Origin of the sequence: Bacillus sp. JJ1521, assembly GCF_036965165.1 — a bacterium.
In the GTDB taxonomy this organism is placed as follows: Bacteria; Bacillota; Bacilli; order Bacillales; family Bacillaceae_L; genus Ferdinandcohnia.
This window is the reverse complement of the sequence record NZ_JBALOX010000158.1, coordinates 14,528-34,244: the sequence shown is the minus strand read 5'-3', so window position 1 is coordinate 34,244 and position 19,717 is coordinate 14,528. Positions and strand designations below refer to the sequence as shown.

General features: G+C 37.9%; 17 protein-coding genes. 1 reads left to right on the top strand and 16 read right to left on the bottom strand.

Going from position 1 to position 19,717, the window contains the following annotated elements; genetic code table 11:
* Nucleotides 1-56: 56 nt before the first annotated feature.
* The 16 genes from ftsA to mraZ form a co-directional block, all read right to left on the bottom strand.
* A complete protein-coding gene (ftsA, locus tag V7147_RS19460) occupies nt 57-1,349 on the bottom strand; it encodes a cell division protein FtsA (protein WP_335369471.1) in 1,293 nt (430 codons plus the stop codon).
* Nucleotides 1,350-1,673: 324 nt separating this feature from the next.
* Nucleotides 1,674-2,036, bottom strand: a complete 363-nt coding sequence (locus tag V7147_RS19455) for a small basic family protein (protein ID WP_010282644.1) — start codon at nt 2,034-2,036, stop codon at nt 1,674-1,676.
* An 18-nt stretch (nt 2,037-2,054) separates the two neighbouring features.
* Nucleotides 2,055-2,765: a DUF881 domain-containing protein gene (locus tag V7147_RS19450; RefSeq protein ID WP_335369470.1), complete on the bottom strand. Its 711-nt coding sequence runs from the start codon at nt 2,763-2,765 to the stop codon at nt 2,055-2,057.
* 41 nt (nt 2,766-2,806) lie between these two features.
* Nucleotides 2,807-3,514, bottom strand: coding sequence for a DUF881 domain-containing protein (locus tag V7147_RS19445; RefSeq protein WP_335369469.1), 708 nt, complete (start codon nt 3,512-3,514; stop codon nt 2,807-2,809).
* Nucleotides 3,498-4,301, bottom strand: coding sequence for a cell division protein FtsQ/DivIB (locus V7147_RS19440; RefSeq protein ID WP_335369468.1), 804 nt, complete (start codon nt 4,299-4,301; stop codon nt 3,498-3,500). The genes V7147_RS19445 and V7147_RS19440 overlap by 17 nt, the downstream gene beginning before the upstream one ends.
* A 207-nt stretch (nt 4,302-4,508) precedes the next feature.
* On the bottom strand, nt 4,509-5,417 hold the full coding sequence (gene murB / locus V7147_RS19435) for a UDP-N-acetylmuramate dehydrogenase (RefSeq protein WP_335369467.1): 909 nt from the start codon (nt 5,415-5,417) through the stop codon (nt 4,509-4,511).
* Between the two features lie 118 nt (nt 5,418-5,535).
* The gene (gene murG / locus V7147_RS19430; protein ID WP_335369466.1) at nt 5,536-6,624 is read right to left on the bottom strand and encodes an undecaprenyldiphospho-muramoylpentapeptide beta-N-acetylglucosaminyltransferase; all 1,089 of its coding nucleotides are present in this window, start codon (nt 6,622-6,624) and stop codon (nt 5,536-5,538) included.
* A 112-nt stretch (nt 6,625-6,736) separates the two neighbouring features.
* Nucleotides 6,737-7,837, bottom strand: a complete 1,101-nt coding sequence (gene spoVE / locus V7147_RS19425; protein ID WP_335369485.1) for a stage V sporulation protein E — start codon at nt 7,835-7,837, stop codon at nt 6,737-6,739.
* A gap of 82 nt (nt 7,838-7,919) precedes the next feature.
* Entirely contained in the window at nt 7,920-9,269 is a 1,350-nt protein-coding gene (gene murD / locus V7147_RS19420; protein ID WP_335369465.1) for a UDP-N-acetylmuramoyl-L-alanine--D-glutamate ligase, read from the bottom strand.
* Complete coding sequence (gene mraY, locus V7147_RS19415) at nt 9,270-10,244, bottom strand: phospho-N-acetylmuramoyl-pentapeptide-transferase (RefSeq protein ID WP_335369464.1); 975 nt, start codon at nt 10,242-10,244, stop codon at nt 9,270-9,272.
* A 176-nt stretch (nt 10,245-10,420) separates the two neighbouring features.
* Nucleotides 10,421-11,884, bottom strand: a complete 1,464-nt coding sequence (locus V7147_RS19410) for a UDP-N-acetylmuramoyl-L-alanyl-D-glutamate--2,6-diaminopimelate ligase (protein ID WP_335369484.1) — start codon at nt 11,882-11,884, stop codon at nt 10,421-10,423.
* A gap of 206 nt (nt 11,885-12,090) precedes the next feature.
* On the bottom strand, nt 12,091-14,046 hold the full coding sequence (locus tag V7147_RS19405) for a stage V sporulation protein D (RefSeq protein WP_335369463.1): 1,956 nt from the start codon (nt 14,044-14,046) through the stop codon (nt 12,091-12,093).
* A gap of 128 nt (nt 14,047-14,174) precedes the next feature.
* Nucleotides 14,175-16,379, bottom strand: coding sequence for a penicillin-binding protein (locus V7147_RS19400; protein WP_335369462.1), 2,205 nt, complete (start codon nt 16,377-16,379; stop codon nt 14,175-14,177).
* A gap of 3 nt (nt 16,380-16,382) precedes the next feature.
* A complete protein-coding gene (ftsL, locus tag V7147_RS19395) occupies nt 16,383-16,745 on the bottom strand; it encodes a cell division protein FtsL (protein WP_335369461.1) in 363 nt (120 codons plus the stop codon).
* 36 nt (nt 16,746-16,781) lie between these two features.
* Entirely contained in the window at nt 16,782-17,714 is a 933-nt protein-coding gene (rsmH, locus tag V7147_RS19390; protein WP_335369460.1) for a 16S rRNA (cytosine(1402)-N(4))-methyltransferase RsmH, read from the bottom strand.
* Nucleotides 17,715-18,015: 301 nt separating this feature from the next.
* Nucleotides 18,016-18,447, bottom strand: coding sequence for a division/cell wall cluster transcriptional repressor MraZ (gene mraZ / locus V7147_RS19385; protein WP_335369459.1), 432 nt, complete (start codon nt 18,445-18,447; stop codon nt 18,016-18,018).
* Nucleotides 18,448-18,907: 460 nt separating this feature from the next.
* On the opposite strand from mraZ, the gene zupT reads away from it, so the two are divergent.
* Entirely contained in the window at nt 18,908-19,717 is an 810-nt protein-coding gene (gene zupT, locus V7147_RS19380; RefSeq protein WP_335369458.1) for a zinc transporter ZupT, read from the top strand.

The window sequence follows — 19,717 nt, the reverse complement described above, 5'->3', positions numbered from 1 at the left end:
GTATTCTATTACATTCATGCCCATGAAGAAACTCTTCTGAATAAAGTTAAACTTATTTATTCAAAGAAGAGACCAAAAAACCTCTTAACCTTTTTCCCAATGTTTTGTTCTTCTTTTGAGTTTTTAGGGTGACTTTTCGCCTGAGGTTGTCTAGATGGTCTTTTTTCAGGACTTTCCACCTGGACCGTCGTGCTAATCTTTCTTCCTTGAACTCTTGCTTGTTCATAAGCGAACTGCAATAAACCAACACCTGTAGCATATTGTGGTTCTCTGACTCCAATATAGTCAGGCTTTGCAATTCGAACATTACTTTGTAACACAATTTGAGATAGCTCTAATACTCCAGGCATGTTGACTACACCACCTGTAAGAACAAAGCCACCAGGAAGATCTCCTACACCCATTTTCTTAATTTCCTTTTGAACTAATTGTAGAATTTCTTCTAGTCTAGCTTCGACGATTTCAGAAATTTGTAATTGGGTGAATTGTTCTTGTTGATCACTGCCAATAATTGGAACATTAAATACTTCTTCATCAGAAGCATCATCATAGAAGGCATGTCCATGTTTAATTTTAATTTTCTCTGCATCTTCAGTAGATGTGCGCAAACCAATTGCTAAATCCTTTGTAATATGGTCACCACCAAGAGGCAAGACACTTGTTGCTTTTAAGTAACCATTATCGAAAAGTGCAATCGTAGTAGAACCTCCACCGATATCAACGAGAGCAACTCCAAGGTTTTTCTCGTCATCTGATAATGAGATCGAACCTGATGCAAGAGGCTGTAAAGAAATTGCTGCGATATCAAGGCCAGCTTTTTCTACACAACGAAGCAGGTTATGTAAGATTGTACGTGAAGTTGTAATAATGGTACCTTCCACTTCAAGTCTTACACCTAACATACCACGTGGATCACTAATTTCATCATATCCATCCACAATAAATTGATTTGGAATCATATCGATAATTTCTCTTTCTGGTGGTAGAGAAATAAATTGTGCGGCATCGATTACACGTAGGACATCTTCATTACTTATTTCACGGTTTTGACGAGACTCAGTAGAAACTGCCACAACTCCGTGGGCATCTTGTAACTGTACATTAATCGCTGGAACAGATACGACTACTTGATTAATAGAAATGCCTACCATTCTTTCTGCTTGCTCAACTGCCTTTTTAATAGAATGAACGGTTTCATCTATGTCTACAATTGAACCTTTTTTCAAACCTTCTGATTTAACATTACCCACACCTATTATGTTAAGAGAATCATCAACCATTTCACCGATAATAACCTTAACATTGGATGTACCGATGTCAAGACTAACACATATTTCATTGCTGCTCATTCTGTGGCACCTCCTTTTTCACATAACACATTTAAATATCTTTTCGAACAACAGCAGCTATTTTTCATATATTCATGAAATCCAATATGCCTTGGCTTATTTGCGCCCAGATTTTTTAGGCCCACATTATGTGGGTCACAAAGACGTTGCCACAGGACGTGGCGTTCTTAGTCTTTGATCCTAAGCTCGAAAAGTTTCCTTTGAAAATCTGTGGCATCCGCCGGAGGCGTATTATTTTTTTCAGTTTGGTTTAAAAACCTAACTGAAAAAAATAATCATATGAAAAATATTCAACAACCATAGGGATTTTCCCTTTATTAAAAATTAATTTTTTTCTATTTTATCACGAGAAAGGCTCCATTTGGATAAAATTATTCGTCTAATAACCGCAATATTTTGGAAAAGCCTCACTCCAAATGCAAAAACGGCTACCAAATACAAGTCTACACCAAGATGTACACCTAGAAAAGCTAAACTTGCTGCCAATAAAATATTAAAAAAGAAACCAGAAACAAAGACAGACTGATCATAAATATTCTGTAGATGTGCACGAATACCACCAAATAATGTATCAAGTGCTGCTAAAACCGCAATTGATAAATAATTTGAATACTCTGCTGGAATTTTAAATTCCGATAACAGTCCGAGGATGATTCCGACTATTAGACCGAAAATTGGGAGCCACATGACTTTGTTCCACCTTTATCACTTTTTATCTGATTCCATATTAGGTTGCATTTCAGTTATCCTAATAGGGTCGTCATAAGCAGGTATCGAAACGACTTTACTTGGCTTTGATATTTTCAAACGCAAATTGTCTATGAAAAACTGACGCTCTGCTTCCGATGCTTTTAGCTTATTGTAAAGTCGTTCTGCATCATCAGCAATGACTTTTATTTCAATTGGCAAAGGACTTATGGTATACGAATCGATTTTCGGTCTTCCTTGAATTTCCCGAATCACCGTGGTGGCAATTACTCGGTGGCCATCAATTGAAATCGCCTTTGCTTGATAGGAATTTAATTCATTTACTAACCATCTCAACAAACTTGGGGTTATAGTGGCGGCTTGTTTACCAGCCTCATTGAACGATTGCTCAACGGTAATCGTGATTCCAGGACCAGAAACTTGTGTAAGCCCGGCTTCTTTCTTTAATTCATCAAGGGTATCCTTAAGAATCAGTATTTTACTATCATCACGCTTGCTTTCATATTGTTCTAACTTCGCCTCATATGTATAAATTTTTGTCAAAAGCTCTGTATATAATTCTTGGGATTGCTTTAAATCCTCACGTAATTCCCATAAATCACGGGTATCACGTACTTCAGGTTCTTGGATGGTTTGAAATTGGACAGCAACCATAAACCCTATTATACACGCAATGACCGTGAAGCTGATGCCTGTTTTTTTGTCCAATAAAACCACCTTCATTTCTATAGCAAAACATCAAGCGTTTCTTATTTTTTTGCATTAATTAATGGATCCATTTGAAGTTGTGCCTTGTTTTCGATTTTCACAACAATATTGTCTTGTATTAATTGGTCAGTAATTCCTCCATTCATATTTAAGGCGGGCACTAGTACATTTGGATCACCGATTGCTGAGATTACAAAAGGGGCTGGAAAAGGGTTACCATCGACGACAACAACAGGTCCGTTACAATAAATATAAGAATCATGACTTAGTCTCTTTCCATTAACGGAAACCGCTTGTGCACCCGAAACGTATAGTTCATTAATAACCTTGAATAAATGACTTTCATGAACTAAATAATTATTTACATCCTGACCCGAAGGTACGTAAGAGGAATCTTCAAGTGTAACGACAACTCCCGGACCTTTTACACCAATCTCCCCTACAACCATACGGTATTTTTCTACTTCCTCAACAAGATTGAAATAAATCTGTTCCTGTTCCTCATTTGCAAGCTCTTCTTCAATGGCCTTAATTTGATTTTGCTTTTCAATCAATTTTAATTGTAGTTCATTATTTTTTTCGTTTTGATCATTCAGCTCTGTTCGAATTTTAGCTTCTTCATTCCATTGTTGTTCAGTTACCCGATTTGATTCCAGTTGTTCCTTTGTATATTGGTACGAGAATGAAATCATAAAGCCCAGGACTAAGCAAACAAATGAGAGAATGACGTACTTACCCTTCACCTTCACCTGTTACCATCTCCTCATCTTCATCGGTGTCCTCGTATTCGTAGGGGATAAATGTGGGCACAACATCTAGTTCAATATATCCATTAAGAGACGGATCTAATTCACTTATGATCGTTGGATAAGCCATAATATTATTCGCAAAATTTCTTACGGTCGCCTTCACCTCATATCCATCTATCATATATAGCGTCATCTGAAGAGGATCATACTCTGTCGGTGTATGATGAATTTCTGAAATGAGCTTTGAAATCGATGGTTGCACTTTTTTCAATTCCTTCGCAAGCAATGTTAAGGCATCATTTTCCCAGTCAACTAATATTGGTGCATCCACTGGAATTGCTTTTGAACCGTACTCATGCGGTTTTTCAATAATTTCCCCATTTTCAAGGATTGGATAAAAAGTATTTTGCCCACTTATATATCCTACCCTTTTCAATTCGCCAACATTTAACACAATATGATTTGGAAGTCTTTTTTCAATTGTTGCTTCCTTAATTTCAGGGTGTTTTTTAATGTTTTGGATAACTGTATCTTTATTGACCTTCCAAAAGCTTGTCCCAACTTCTAATTTACTTAAACTTACTATTTGGTCGGATGAGATATTTTGGTTGCCAGTAATGTTGATTTCGCCAATTTTACTTAGAGGAGATTGGAAATATAGAATTCCGGAAAGCAAGAAAAAGAAAAAGGTAATATACATAATCAGACGTCGATTAGCCTTTTGTTTTCTTCGTTGCTTAAGCTTTGGAATTCGATCTTCTATTGTAACAACCTTTTGCTTTGCCAAATATATTCACCCCGCTCTAGGAAAGGTCCTAGAATTACAAATTTATGTATGTTTAATCAGTTTATTTGTAAGAATTATTAATTCATAAAAATGCTTAAAACGAAAGAATAAACGGCATGTACACATGCCGTTTATCCACCAGTACAGTAACACATACATGTTATTGTATTATATCATATTTTCCTAAGAAATGGGTGTAGAAACTGTCTACATTCGACCAATTATTTCAACTTCGGTTTCCATTCGCACACCATGTAACGTGTAAATTTTCTCTTTTATAAATTCAATTAGATCAAGAACATCTTGGGCTTTTGCATTTCCAGCGTTGACAATAAAGTTTCCATGCATATCAGAAATCTTTGCTCCGCCAATGGAATAACCTTTCAAGCCTGATTTTTCAACTAATTGTCCGGCATAATTGGGAAGTGGATTTCGGAATATACTTCCGGCACATGGAAGGTCCCATGGTTGGGTATCCCTTCGATAGTCTTTATTTTTCTTCATAACGGCCGAAATATCTTCTTTATTCCCCTCTGTTAATTGAAATGTTGCTTCCACCACAATTCCAGGTCGCTTTTTTTGAAGGATTGAGGTACGGTAGGAATATTCCATTTCCTCATTTGTTAGCCATTCAAGGCTACCATCATCAAATAGGATATGGGCTTTCGTTAATACTTTGGATACATCTGAACCGTGTGCCCCAGCATTCATATAGACAGCACCACCAACAGAACCTGGTATCCCACTTGAAAATTCAAGTCCTGATAATCCTTTTCTTGCAATTTGTACTGCTAGACTTACAATTGAAAAGCCGGCACCAACAGTTAGTATAGTACCATCGAGTTCCATATGGTTAATACCATTCCCTAATTTAATGACAGCACCTTCAATCCCTTTATCGGAAACGAGGAGATTTGACCCTCTTCCGATTGCGCGCCATTTAATGCCATGCTTTTTAATAATTTCAAGCGTCTTTTTTAATGAAGCAATACTATTTGGTTCGATAAAAAATTGAGCTGGTCCGCCAATCTTAATCGTTGTATGCTTTGATAAAGGCTCATCCACTAAAACCTTGCCAACACTAGCCTCTTGAAGTTCCTTTACAATATTGTCCATATTAACCTCCTTTATCAGCATTTTCACTCTGAACAATCATAATGTAGTATATGCTCCACATGAGCTTCATGGTACATTCGCCTAAAATAGAAAAGCCCAAGGTACACGGAGCTAGAAATTAGATTAGTTCACTCATTACATCGTATAGCCGTTTTGCAGCGTCTGGTATACCGATTTGTGAAGATGCTTTCTTCATTTCCTCAAGTTTCATTCGATTTAAAAGGATGGAGTCAATGTCCTTAATAAGCTGAGGACCATTTAAATCCTTTTCAAGCCGTAATATCGCAGCCCCTTTATCACTTAAGGATCTTGCATTTTTCTCTTGATGATTGTTTGTCACATATGGACTTGGCACCAAGATACTTGGTAGACCTAAGGCAGTTAACTCAGCTAATGTCGTTGCACCTGCACGAGCAACAACAAGATCCACACCAGCCAGTACCTCTGGCATATTATGAATAAACGGCTTGATTATAACATTATCAGGATTTCCAACTGCCTTTACCTGGTTAAGTACATTTTCATAATGAACCTCACCTGTTACATAAAGAAATTGATAATCCTTTTCCTTCACTTCAGATAATGCATTTAAAAAAGCATCATTTAGAGGCTTCGCTCCTCTACTTCCTCCCACTAAGAGAACAGATTTTTGGGAACTGTTAAGACCAACAGATTCTCTACCCGCTCGACCATCTTTTCCAATGACTTCAGAAGCTCTTGGATTTCCTGTAAGAATGACTTTTTCATTAGGAAAGAAGCTTTTCGCTTCTTCAAAGCAAATTGCCACTTTATCAACATAGCGGCTTAAAAATTTATTGGTAAGTCCTGGAATACCGTTCTGCTCATGAATAATTGTAGGGATATGCAATTTAGATGCTGCATAAACGACTGGTCCACAAACATAACCGCCTGTTCCAATAACCACATCTGGTTTGAAATCTTTGATCAATTTTTTGCTGTCACTGACACCTTTTAGGAAACGCGTGATTGTTTTAAGGTTTTCAAAGGAAAGCTTTCGTTTAAACCCAGTGATATGAATCGTTTTAAAAGGAATTCCTTCGCGTCTTACAATACCACTTTCTAATCCTTTTTCAGTTCCTATGTAAAGAAATTCAGCAGAAGGGTTTAGCTTTTTTATTTCTTTTATTAAGGCAAGTGCAGGATAAATATGACCTCCTGTACCTCCACCGCTAACAACAATTTTCAATGTTCATTTCCTCCCGTTTGGAAGTTATATCGTTAAAAATTAATTTAACCCTGTTCATGTAAACAGGGTTAAACTTTTCTATAAGTATAACATATATTCATGTGATTTTGTGTTAATACCTTGAATACCTGCTAATATTTAAAAGGACTCCGATTGCCATAAGCATTAAGGTTAAGGATGATCCCCCGTAACTTAGAAATGGAAGAGTAATTCCCGTTACTGGCATTAGACCTGTAACAACTCCGATATTTATAATAACCTGGATCGCTATCATTCCAATAATACCGATTCCTAGAAAACTTCCATATAAATCAGGTGCGCCTAATGCAATCCTAACGCCCCTCCATAGTAAAATACTGAATAATATAATGACAAAGGAACCACCAATAAAGCCCAATTCTTCTGCAAGGATTGCAAAAATAAAGTCTGTCTGTGGCTCAGGCAGGTAGAAAAACTTCTGCCTACTTTGTCCTAAGCCTAAACCGAACAAACCGCCCGGACCGATTGCGTAAAGGGATTGAATGATTTGAAACCCAGTTCCTAATGGATCTTCCCATGGGTCTAAGAAGGAAGTGATTCGCTTAATCCGATATGGGGCTGATAAAATTAAGCCTACAAAACCTGCCACACCGATTAAGCCCAATCCTACAAAGTGGGAGATTCTTGCTCCTGCAACATAAATCATCACGATACAAGTACCGACCATAACTGTTCCAGTCCCCAAATCCGGCTGTATCATAATCATCCCGAATGCTAGAAAAACAAGAGACAAGGATGGCATTAAACCTTTTTTGAAGGACGTAATTTTCTTCTGATTTTCGGAAAGGAATTTTGCTAAAAAGGCAATCATCGCCAATTTCATAAATTCTGAAGGTTGAATGGAAAATGCGCCGACTCCAATCCAGCTTCGTGAACCGTTACGTTCCATTCCGATTCCTGGGATTAATACTGCAACCAATAAGACAAAACATATAATGATGAGAACTTTTGCCCAAGTTCTCCATGTCCAATAGTCTACATTCATAATGAAAAACATTGCAATGACTCCAACACTCGCAAATAGGAGCTGTCTTTTAGCAAAGAAAAACGAATCATCAAATTTATATGTAGCCCATATCGCACTGGCACTGTACACCATAATCAAGCCAACTGCTAAAAGTGTAAGTGTTGTAATAATTAAAATGATATCTGGAGTCGTTTTTTGGGTCACAATTAAAACACCTCTACATTCTAGATTCAGGACTGGAATAAGCTCAGCGCAAAGCACGCCTAATTCTAGATTGTCCAAGCCCTTACTAAAGCTTATGCACGGCGTTTATAAAAATGTCTCCTCTTTCTTCAAATGTTTTATGTTGATCCCAGCTAGCACAAGCAGGTGATAATAAAATGACATCACCCTCATTTGAAAGGTCATAAGCTTCTTTTACCGCTGCTTCAACATTATCGACAATTTTTAAAAATTCTATTCCCGCAAGTTTCCCAGCTCGTTCAAGCTTTTTCGCTGTTTGACCAAACAGAACCAAAGCCTTAACTCCGGTTAATTCAGGGATGAGATCATCAAATTCATTTCCACGATCAAGCCCTCCCGCTAGTAAAATAATCGGTTGTTTAAAAGCAGAAATGGCCTTTTTCGTGGCAAGAATATTTGTTGCTTTTGAATCATTATAAAATTTCCGATTTTGGATCGAAGTAACATATTGTAGGCGATGTTTAACACCTGTAAAGGTAGTTAACACCTGTATGATGGCACTATTTGGTGTAGCAACGAGCTTAGAAACCGCAACAGCAGCCAAAATATTTTCAAGATTATGGACCCCAGGTAAAACAATATCCTTAATCTCGATGATTTTTTCCTCATCAAAATAAACAGCCTGGTCCTTAATATAAGCACCGGTTTGTAATTCCCTTGTAGTTGAGAATGGGATTTTCTTACCTTGACCACTCTCAACTGCCCTTACAACTTCCTTGTCATCGACATTAATTACGCTGTAATCGGCTTCCGTTTGGTTTTCAAAGATTCTTGCCTTTGCTTTCACGTATTCTTCCTTCGTTCCATGATAATCAAGATGTGCATCAAAAATATTTAGTAGTACGGCAATTTTGGGTGCAAACTCCTCTATTCCCATCAATTGAAAGGAAGAAAGTTCCGTAACAATGATGTTTTCCTTCTTCGCCTCTTGCGCAACCTCACAGGCCACCGTTCCAATGTTTCCGGCTATCAAAGGAGATTTCTCACCATACTTTAGCATTTCAAAAATCAATGTCGTCGTGGTTGTCTTTCCATTAGAGCCTGTAATGCCAATAAAGTCCGCCTGAGTAATATGATACGCTAGCTCCACTTCTGTAATAATCGGAATACCTTTGTCTTTCGCTTTTACAAGGAGTGGATTGCTATATGGGATCCCCGGATTTTTAACAATAAAGTCAAAATGATCATCCAAAATTTCAATTGGATGACCTCCACAAACTACCTTTATTCCTACTTTTTCAAGTTCCTGAGCAGCCTCGTTTTCTTCAAAAGGCTTTTGGTCATTGACTGTTAGGTAGGCGCCATGATGATGAAGAACCTTAGCAGCAGCAAGGCCACTTTTGGCAAGTCCAAGTATTAATATATGTTTGTTCGTAAATTTGTTTGTATTTTTCAATTAAATCCACACCTCGATATAAATTCCAAGAATCGCACATAATAAGCCTACCGTCCAAAATGTTACAACAACCCGCCATTCGGACCATCCCACCAATTCATAATGGTGATGCAATGGACTCATTCTAAACACACGTCTTCCAGTTGTTTTAAAAGAGATAACTTGAATAATAACAGACAATGTCTCAATTACAAAAACGCCACCAATTAATAAAAGCAAGACTTCAAGCTTTAGCGTAATGGCAACCGTTGCAATCGCACCACCAAGTGCAAGTGAACCTGTATCACCCATGAATACCTTTGCTGGGTTTGCGTTAAATACAAGGAATCCAAGAACAGCTCCGACTACAGCCACACAGAAGATGGCAACATCATATTGCGCTTGATTCCAGGCTAATACCGCAAATGCTCCAAATGCAAGAGCAGCAGTTCCCGATACTAATCCATCTAAGCCGTCAGTTAAATTAACAGCATTGGAGAATCCAACTAACCAAATTATTAATAATAAGACATACAGTATTTTCAAATCAAACTCAAAATCTGTCCCTGGTATTGAAATTGCCGTTGAGAAATTATTTTGTTTAAAAACAAAATAAAAAATGATTGCGATAATGATTTGACCAAACAATTTTTGTCTGGAGGTCAAACCGAGATTCCTTTTTAATACCACTTTGATAAAGTCATCTAAGAAACCTAGTACCCCGTACCCCAATGTCACAAACAAGAGTAAATATGTCGTAACCGACAGTTCCCCTAATCGAGTCGAAACAATAATTGTCGTAAGTATAATCGAAACTAAAATAATGATTCCGCCCATCGTTGGTGTTCCCGATTTTTTTTGATGGGATTTAGGACCTTCCTCACGTATACTTTGTCCAAATTTTAATCTACGTAAGAAAGGGATAAAAATGGGGGAGAGAATGACACTTATGATAAACCCTATTGCAATCGAATAAATGACTACTTCTTCGATCATCTTTATCCCCTCCCTTTTTCAACTATCGTTAGTTTTTTTTCACGCATTTTTATTTCGTCTACTGGTTGTTCGTATTTCCTCATTCTTGAAGCTTCATTTGTAAATCGTTTAAATTTTGTCATCCTATCATACCCATTTTCTTCGTATTTTTTTAGATATAGTTCCATGATCAGTGCTTAATTCAACTCCTTAATTGCACGGGCTGCAACAAGGCGGTCATCAAAAGAATGTGTTTGTTTCCCAATTATTTGGTAGGTTTCATGTCCTTTTCCGGCAATGATTATTATATCATTCTCAGCCGCATTTGAAATAGCATAAATAATTGCTTTTTCACGATCTGGGATGGTGACATATGATTCACCTACTACCCCCGCTTCCATTTCCTTCAAAATTTCGATAGGATCTTCTGAGCGAGGATTATCTGATGTAAAAATAGGGACATCCGCAAATGTTGTTGCGATTTTAGCCATGATTGGACGTTTTGAACGATCTCGGTCTCCACCACATCCAATAATGACGGTGATTTTCCCTTTCGCAAGCTGTTTAACCGTTTTTAAAACATTTTCTAAGCTATCAGGGGTGTGTGCATAATCGACAATCACAGTAAAATTTTGTCCTTGGTTTACTATTTCAAAACGTCCAGGTATACCCTTTACCTTCTCAATTGCTCTAATAATCGTTGAAATCTGGATTCGGGAAACGATACAAGTAGCGATTGCAGCCAGTACATTATAAACACTAAAAAGTCCAATTAAATTTATTTTCACTTCGTGAGAACCGAACGGCGTTTGTAAATCAAATTCCGTCCCAGAAGCGGACATCCGAATGTTTGAAGCCATAATATCTGCTGCATGTTGAATACCGTATGTAACAATTGTTGCTGAAGTTGATCTTGCGTATTCCTTTGATGCAGGGTCATCATTATTTAAAACCGCGTATTTCGGGTTGCCTTCCTCAAAGCGATTCCCTAAACTGGCAAACAACAAACCTTTAACCCTGCGATACTCATCAATTGTTCGATGATAGTCCAAATGATCCTGTGTCAAATTTGAAAACACCGCAATATCAAAATCACAACCATGGACCCTGCCAATATCTAAGGCATGGGAAGAAACCTCCATCACAGCCCTGGTTACTTTTTCAGAAACCATTTGATGAAAATACTTTTGGAGCATCACCGATTCCGGTGTCGTATTTTTCATTTCAATCGTTTGTTCTCCGATTTTTGTATACATTGTTCCGATGAGACCCGTTTTATCGCCAGCTTCTTTAAAAATTTCATCAATAATATGACTTATTGAAGTTTTCCCATTCGTTCCAGTTACCCCAATTAATTGGAACTGATGTGTCGGGTGAAGATAATAAGCATCTGCCAATACCGCCATTGCCCTTCTTGTATCCTTCACCTTGATGACTGGAATGGACACCTTCACATCTTTTTCCGCGATGATTGCAGCTGCACCTTTTGCTTCGACTTCTGTTGCGAACAAATGACCATCAAAAGTACTACCTGTTACACAAAAGAATAAACTTCCCTTTTCTACCTCCCTTGAGTCCATTTCAAGAGATGTAATGAAAGGATTGGCATCACCTTTTTTCGTAAAATCATGCAGGTTCGCTAATAAGTCCTGTAATCTCATCATGAATTTTACCATTCCCTCTCGAAAAGTTTTGCTCTGGACATCAAAGTAACATAATACTGTAGACTTATAATGTTGTCTAGTACCCTATTTTCCTATTAAACGCATTCAAAAAGGACACCTTACAAAAAATTTTATTCCTCTATATTAAAGGTATTCCTTTTTATAGAAAAAAGAAGCCCTAAAGGGGGATTCCTTTGGGCTACTTAGTTCTTATCATTTGATTCTTTTTTATCTGCGGCTTCCCCTAAATGGATCCGTAAAGTTGTTCCTTCTTGAACCCGTTCTCCTGCATTTGGTGCCTGATCAACTACAACATTACCGTCTCCACTAATATCCAGTTTTATATTCATTAATTGCTGTTGTAATTCTTTTTTCGATAATCCAATCAGATTTGGAACTTCAAGATATTTTTTATCTGTCCATAATCTGATTTCTTTTTCAATTTGATCGTCGCGTTTTTCAATTCCAAGTATCGGTAAACTTTCGCGCATGATGCTACCTACAATAGGTGCTGCTACAACTCCTCCAAATTGAACCGTTCCTTTCGGGTTATCAACAGCAATATAGACAACAATTTGTGGGTCATCTGCAGGTGCAAAACCAATAAATGATACAATATGGTTATTTTGAAGGTACCCGCCACCTTTTTTTGATTTTTGAGCAGTACCGGTCTTTCCACCTACACGATATCCATCGACATAAGCACCTCCACCTGACCCCTTTGCTACAACACTTTCAAGAGCATATCTGACTTGTTTAGACGTTTCTTCAGAGATGACATTGCGCTTTGCTTCAGGTTCATTACTCTTTACTACTTTACCTGTAACAGGGTCAATCCATTCCTTGGCAACATATGGCTTATATAAAGTCCCTCCATTAACCGCTGCAGCAACAGCTGTTACTTGTTGAATCGGCGTTACCGCTACCCCTTGGCCAAAGGCGGTTGTTGCTAATTCAACTGGACCAACATTCTCCGGTTTAAAGAGGATACCAGTACCTTCTCCCTGAAGGTCAATGCCTGTTTTTTGGCCAAATCCAAAATCGCGAATATACTTAAATAATGTATCCTTCCCTAATCTTGTACCTAACTCAACAAAACCTGGGTTACAAGAGTTTTGTACAACCTCTAGAAAAGTCTGATGACCATGTCCACCCCGTTTCCAACACTTAAGGGTAGCTCCCCCCACCTTAGCGAATCCTGGATCATTAAAATGATCATTATCTAAATTTACTTTTCCTTCTTCTAACGAAGCGGCTAGAGTTATAATCTTGAAGGTTGAACCAGGCTCATAGGTGCTCCACACAGGCAAGTTTCGGTTATAGATTTCTTGAGGGACGTTACGAAAATTGGCTGGGTCGAAATCTGGTCTTGATGACATTGCTAAGATTTCACCATTATTCGGGTTCATTGCAATTGCAATGATGCCATCAGGGTTATATTGAGCTTCCGCAATATCAAGCTTACTTTCAACAATTGTTTGGATTCTAGAATCGATTGTTAATCTTAAATCCAAACCGTCTTCTGGAGCTGTATAATCATCGGCGATATCCGGCATTCTTCTTCCTTTTGCATCAGAATAGAATTGCACACTTCCTTTTTCACCCTTTAATTCTTCATCGTAGTTTTTCTCAAGTCCTGTTAACCCTTGGTTATCGATCCCGGCAAAACCTAATACATGGGAAAGATAACTACCAAATGGGTAATGACGCTTTGAATCCTCCGCTATGTAAACCCCTTTTATCCCCAGAGCGCGGACTTCATTGGCTTTCTCATGAGATATCTTTCTGCCCTCAGGGTTGATATAGACTTTTGATTCATTTTCCGTTATTTTTTTATATGCTTTTTCTTTAGACATATTTAATACGGCAGCAAGTTTTTCTGCTGCTTCAGCAGGATTTTCAATTTGCCGAGGAACGACTAGAACAGTCGGAGCACTCTGATTTGTTGCAAGGACGACGTCATTTCGGTCGAGAATGTTTCCTCGTTCCGGCTCAAACGGTATATCACGGCTCCACGAATCCTTTGCCAGTGCAGTTAGCTTATTCCCAACAAAAAATTGAACATATCCTAACCGAACATCAATAATCAAAAATAATAAAAAACCTATAAATAGTACTAATGACAATCTTCTTCGTACTGTCACATTCGAAACACGCATATAGATGTACCTCCTATAAACTTGCAAATCCTAGGCTCGTCTAAATATATGCTTGTACAGGTATGAATAGAACAATACAAAGACTGTTGCGCTGAACGTCGAAAAAAGGAACTGAAAAATCAGTTCCTTTATTGCTCTTCACTATTCTCTTCTTCAACAGTTTCTTCTTGTGGTGTGTATGGTGGTTTCAAATTGACGGTTAATTTATCACCATTTTTTATTATAGATCCTGGTGCTATGCTTTGTTGTACAACATATCCATTTCCACTATATGAAACTTGAATATTTGTTAAATCAGCTACTCTCAAGACATCCCTTACCGACCAACTTGTCAAATCCGGTAGGGTTGCTTCTTGGTCCGTAAGTAGTAATACTTGTTCATTAGGCAGAATTTTTTCACCTTGACTAGGACTTTGAGCGATAATATTCTTTCCATTACCAATTACAGTTGCTTTAAGCTTTACTGTTTCAATCGACGCTTTAGCCTCATCAATTGATTTTCCAACAAAGGAATCCACTTCAATTTCTTTATCAACATTTATATTGTTTACTGGACTTTGTTCTTTCGGTTGAATATTTAAATATTGCAAACTATTTTTCATTACATGATTAAATATAAGCGCAACTGGCTCGCTTCCACTGTCTGTGTCTTTAAGTTTCGGTTGTTGTACCCCTACATAGAGGACTAGTTTTGGATCATCCAATGGTGCCATTCCAAGGAAGGAGTATAAGTACTCTCCTCGCCCCGTTAAATAACCACCCTTTGGACTTGGTATTTGAGCAGTACCTGTTTTTCCAGCGACTTGATAGCCATCTAGATTATAAGCTTTTCCTGTCCCATCTGTTACAACTTGCCGCAATAAATTCAATACTTTCTTAGCCGTATCTGCCGACACAGGTTGTCCAGCAACTTCAGGCTTGCGATCCACAACAGTTTTATCTGTATCAGGGTCGACAATTTTATCCACAACATATGGTTTCATCATCTTACCGCCATTAGCGATTGCTGTTACTGCTTGGATCTGCTGAATCGGAGTAACAGAGGATGCTTGTCCAAATGCAGTTGAAACTCGATCTATCTCCCATTTATAGTTGATGGTATTGTCAACTTCGCCTTCTAAGTCAATGCCAGTTGGTCGATTGAGGCCAAAACGACCTAAATAATCCAATAATTTATCAGTCCCCAATAGTTCATTTGCTATTTTTGCAAATGCAACGTTTGAAGATTTAAGCACACCTTCATCATAGGTAATCGTTCCCCATCCACTCTTATTATGGTCACGAATCGTTTCGCCACCAGCAGTGTAGCTTCCTGAAGCAAAGGAATCATTCCCATTATATACGCCTTCTTCAATCGCTGCAGCCAATGTGAAAATTTTCATGGTTGAACCTGGTTCAAATGGATAAGCAATCGCATCATTTAAGTAATTTTCGATGTTTCTTACATTAGGGTCAAAACTTGGTCTAGTCGCCATCGCTAAAATTTCGCCTGTTTTCGGATTTGCAACAATACCAATGATTTTTTCAGGCTCATATTCCTTAACAGTCGTGTTCATGGCGTCCTCTAAAAATGTTTGGATCGTTTGGTCAATTGTTAAATAGACATTGCTACCATTATCAGGGGCGACAATCTGTTCCTTAGCATCGGGTAATTTATAGCCCTTCGTATCACTTTGAAACTTCATGTAGCCATCTTTTTCTCTAAGATATTTATCAAGACTTTGTTCGATTCCCAGCTTTCCGATAGTTTCCGTCACTTTCGTTTCCTTATCAGTCACCTTTTGAGCATAACCAACAACATGCGAGGCAAAGGTCCCATTTGGATAGTAGCGTTTTAATTCTCTTCTAAATGCAATACCAGGCAATTCTAAGCTTTCAATTTCCTGTTTGAGTGAAGTACTAATATCTCGACCATAAGTCCCAAACTCAACCTGTTTTCTTTCAGGTTTTGTTAAAGTTTTATACATCTCGTTCTCATCCATCTTTAAAAGTGGTGCAAGCTTTCGAGCCGTTTCTTCGGGATCCACGACATGTTGCGGATCATCTTCGTCTACGGTCAAATCTTCGTCAAGGATTGCGACAACCGTGAAAGTGGAAGTATCCTCAGCAATAGGGTTTCCATTCCGGTCGAAAATCGCACCTCGATGTGCTTCAATTGCTCTTTGTTTCGTATATTTTTCTTCAGCTAACGCTGCTAACACGACACCATCAACCTTACCAGTACCTTGGATATACACAAATCTTGCCATCAATGTAAAAAAGAGCAAAGCAAATATTATACTAATAAATGCTGCTCCTCGATTTATATTGTTATTTTTAATCTTCATTTTCATGATTTAGTTCCCTTGAACAACTTTCACATTGTTTTCATTTAAAACAAGGCCAAGTTCTCTTGCTTTTTCCCAAAGACGTTCATATTCGCTTAATTCTTGAACTTGTACATAAAGGTCACTATTTGTTTTTGTTTGTTGACTGATTGATGCTTCGATTTGTTGAATTTCGATATTTGAATGATAGATCGATACTTGGTTAGATATGATATGAATTGCGCAGAATATTACAGCCGCGGAGAATATAATCCCTAATACCTTTTCTCCTAACGTAAATCGAAATTTCTTTCTTGTGGTTGGTCGTGTCTTTGGTGTCTGATTTGGTTGGTAGCTCTCTGTTTGCCTTACTTTGTATGCTAAATTACCCATCATATCCCTCCTTAAGTACCTATGGTAATGTTTTGGTTAAAGTTTTTCTGCGATTCTTAACTTTGCAGATCGGGCTCTATTGTTTGCCTCTAATTCTTCTTCTGTAGGTAATATCGGTTTTCTTGTAATAAGTTTTAATTTTGGTTTGTATTCATCAGGAATAATCGGAATCCCCGGTGGTAAGGGTGGACCTTCACTAGCCTTTTTGAAGGCAACTTTACAAATTCTGTCCTCAAGCGAGTGAAAGGTTATGACACTCACTCTTCCTCCTGTTGTAAGAAGGTCGATAGACTGATGAATCGCATCTTCAAATACTTTTAGTTCATCGTTTACTGCAATGCGAATTGCTTGGAAGATCCTTTTTGCCGGATGTCCACCAGTTCTTCTTGCCGCAGCTGGAATTCCCTCTTTGATTAACTCCACCAATTCTCCAGTTGTTTCGATTGGTTTCTTTTCACGTGCAGCTTCTATTTTTCTAGCAATTTGTTTTGAAAATTTTTCTTCACCATATTGAAAAAAGATTCTTACCATTTGTTCATATGACCAATGATTTACAATATCATAGGCAGATAACGTTGCACCCATGTCCATTCTCATATCAAGTGGGGCATCGTGGTGATAGCTAAATCCTCTTTCCGGGGTGTCCAATTGTGGGGATGAAACACCTAGATCAAACAAAATGCCATCGACGGCTGTTACACCTTGTTCATGTAATTCTTTAGTTATATTTGTAAAATTGCTTTTGATGATGGTGACGATATCACCATATTTAGCAAGCTTGTCCTTTGCATTTTCGATTGCGATATCATCTTGATCAAATGCATATAGCTTGCCATTGATTGAAAGCTTTGAAGCTATGTATGAACTATGTCCTGCTCCACCAAGTGTGCAGTCTACATATATGCCATCTGGGTCTATCTTTAATCCATCTACAGCCTCTTCTAATAGGACGGTTTTGTGTTCGAACATGTTAGCACCTCTTATAATTTATCTTAAGTATCATTATTATCATTTACACAGAAGATAAATCAAATGCGCCTTGGCGTATTTGAGCCCGATTTTTAGGCCCACATGATGTGGATCATAAAGACTTTGCCACAGGATGTGGCGTGCTTAGTCTTTAATCTTACTGCTTGAAAAATTTCCTTTGAAAAATCGTGGCATCCGCCGGAGGCTTCACTTTATTCAGTCGTGATTTGAAACTCCACGAAATAGTATACTCTTAAAACTTTTATTACTCCACTAAAAATAGAATTCCCACTGAATAAAGTTATATATCAAAACCGATCATATTTTCAGCAATATCCGAAAAAGATTCCTCAGAAGCTGCAAAATATTCTTCCCACTTATCCTTACTCCAAATTTCTATGCGGTTTGATACTCCAAGAACCACACATTCCTTTTCAAGCCCTGCATATGAAAGAAGCGGTGTTGCAATATTCACTCTTCCTTGTTTATCAAGTTCACATTCAATGGCACCAGAAAAGAAAAATCGTGTGAAAGCGCGAGCGTCTTTTTTAGTTAATGGGAGTGTTTTTAATTTATCTTCAAGTATTTTCCATTCTGATTGTGGGTAACCGAATAAGCACTGATCAAGACCTCTTGTTAAAACAAATGTTTCACCAAGATTATCTCGGAACTTAGCAGGTATAATCATTCGGCCTTTCGTATCAACAGTATGATGGTATTCTCCCATGAACATATCTATTGTCCCCACTTTCTGTATTTATCTTACCACATTCCCCCACTTTCCACCACCAATTATTTAAAATTTTACCAAATATATTTCAAATGCACCTTGGCGTATTTGCCGCCCGATTTTTAGGCCCATATGATGTGGGTCATAAATACATTGCCACAGGATGTGGCGTACTTAGTCTTTAATCTTACCGCGAGATACAGTGAAACTTTAATCTGTGGTTGTTTTTTACCACAGATTGTTAGTTGAGGCCCACAGGAAGTGGGTCACAAAGACGAAGACATCAGGATGTGGTGTTCTTAATCTTTGATCATATATGACTTAAATTCTTCTCAAGATGTCGAATTTTTTGAAACTAAATAATTGACAAAATAAAAAAATGAACATATGATACTTTTAAAAGTTGCACAAAGGAAACATTTATTCGTTTAGACAAAAAGACATCTTGAGAGGAGAATAAGCGATGTATGAAAATTTATTACTCGCTTTTGGCTTAACCCTATTTGCCGGTCTGGCAACCGGTATCGGTAGTTTAATATCCTTGTTCACATCAAGAACAAACACAAAATTTCTGTCCTTGACACTCGGTTTCTCAGCAGGAGTCATGATCTATGTATCCATGATTGAAATCTTCGTTAAAGCAAAAGTTGCCTTAACATCAGCATTAGGTGACCATATGGGAAACTGGATGACAGTGATAGGCTTTTTTGGAGGAATGCTTTTAATTGCAGTAATTGATAAATTTGTGCCTGAAAGCAGTAATCCCCACGAGGTTAAAAAAGTCGAAGACATGAAACTCGCATCACCTAAAGTCCAAGAAGAAGCATTATTAAAAATGGGAACATTCACTGCCCTTGCTATCGGTATTCACAATTTTCCTGAAGGTATTGCTACCTTTACATCTGCGCTGCAAGACCCGGGCCTTGGAATCGCCATCGCCATCGCTGTAGCGATTCACAATATACCTGAAGGCATTGCAGTTGCCGTTCCGATTTATTTTGCAACAGGAGACAAAAAAAGAGCCTTTAAGCTCTCTTTCCTATCCGGTTTAGCTGAACCTGTTGGGGCAATCGTAGCGTTTGTGATTTTAATGCCATTTTTAAATGATGTGATGTTCGGTATTATTTTCGCTGCAGTGGCAGGGATTATGGTGTTTATCTCACTTGATGAATTACTTCCAGCATCAAAACGCTATGACAGCGGACACTTATCCATCTACGGTTTAATTGCAGGCATGGCCGTAATGGCTTTAAGTCTCTTATTAATTATTTGA

Excerpts from the sequence above, each read along its gene's own strand:
- ftsA (WP_335369471.1), bottom strand. The coding sequence starts at position 1,349 with ATGAGCAGCAATGAAATATGTGTTAGTCTTGACATCGGTACATCCAAT.
- V7147_RS19455 (WP_010282644.1), bottom strand. The coding sequence starts at position 2,036 with ATGTGGCTCCCAATTTTCGGTCTAATAGTCGGAATCATCCTCGGACTG.
- murB (WP_335369467.1), bottom strand. The coding sequence starts at position 5,417 with ATGGACAATATTGTAAAGGAACTTCAAGAGGCTAGTGTTGGCAAGGTT.
- mraY (WP_335369464.1), bottom strand. The coding sequence starts at position 10,244 with ATGATCGAAGAAGTAGTCATTTATTCGATTGCAATAGGGTTTATCATA.
- V7147_RS19410 (WP_335369484.1), bottom strand. The coding sequence starts at position 11,884 with ATGAGATTACAGGACTTATTAGCGAACCTGCATGATTTTACGAAAAAA.
- V7147_RS19405 (WP_335369463.1), bottom strand. The coding sequence starts at position 14,046 with ATGCGTGTTTCGAATGTGACAGTACGAAGAAGATTGTCATTAGTACTA.
- V7147_RS19400 (WP_335369462.1), bottom strand. The coding sequence starts at position 16,379 with ATGAAAATGAAGATTAAAAATAACAATATAAATCGAGGAGCAGCATTT.
- ftsL (WP_335369461.1), bottom strand. The coding sequence starts at position 16,745 with ATGGGTAATTTAGCATACAAAGTAAGGCAAACAGAGAGCTACCAACCA.
- rsmH (WP_335369460.1), bottom strand. The coding sequence starts at position 17,714 with ATGTTCGAACACAAAACCGTCCTATTAGAAGAGGCTGTAGATGGATTA.
- mraZ (WP_335369459.1), bottom strand. The coding sequence starts at position 18,447 with ATGTTCATGGGAGAATACCATCATACTGTTGATACGAAAGGCCGAATG.
- zupT (WP_335369458.1), top strand. The coding sequence starts at position 18,908 with ATGTATGAAAATTTATTACTCGCTTTTGGCTTAACCCTATTTGCCGGT.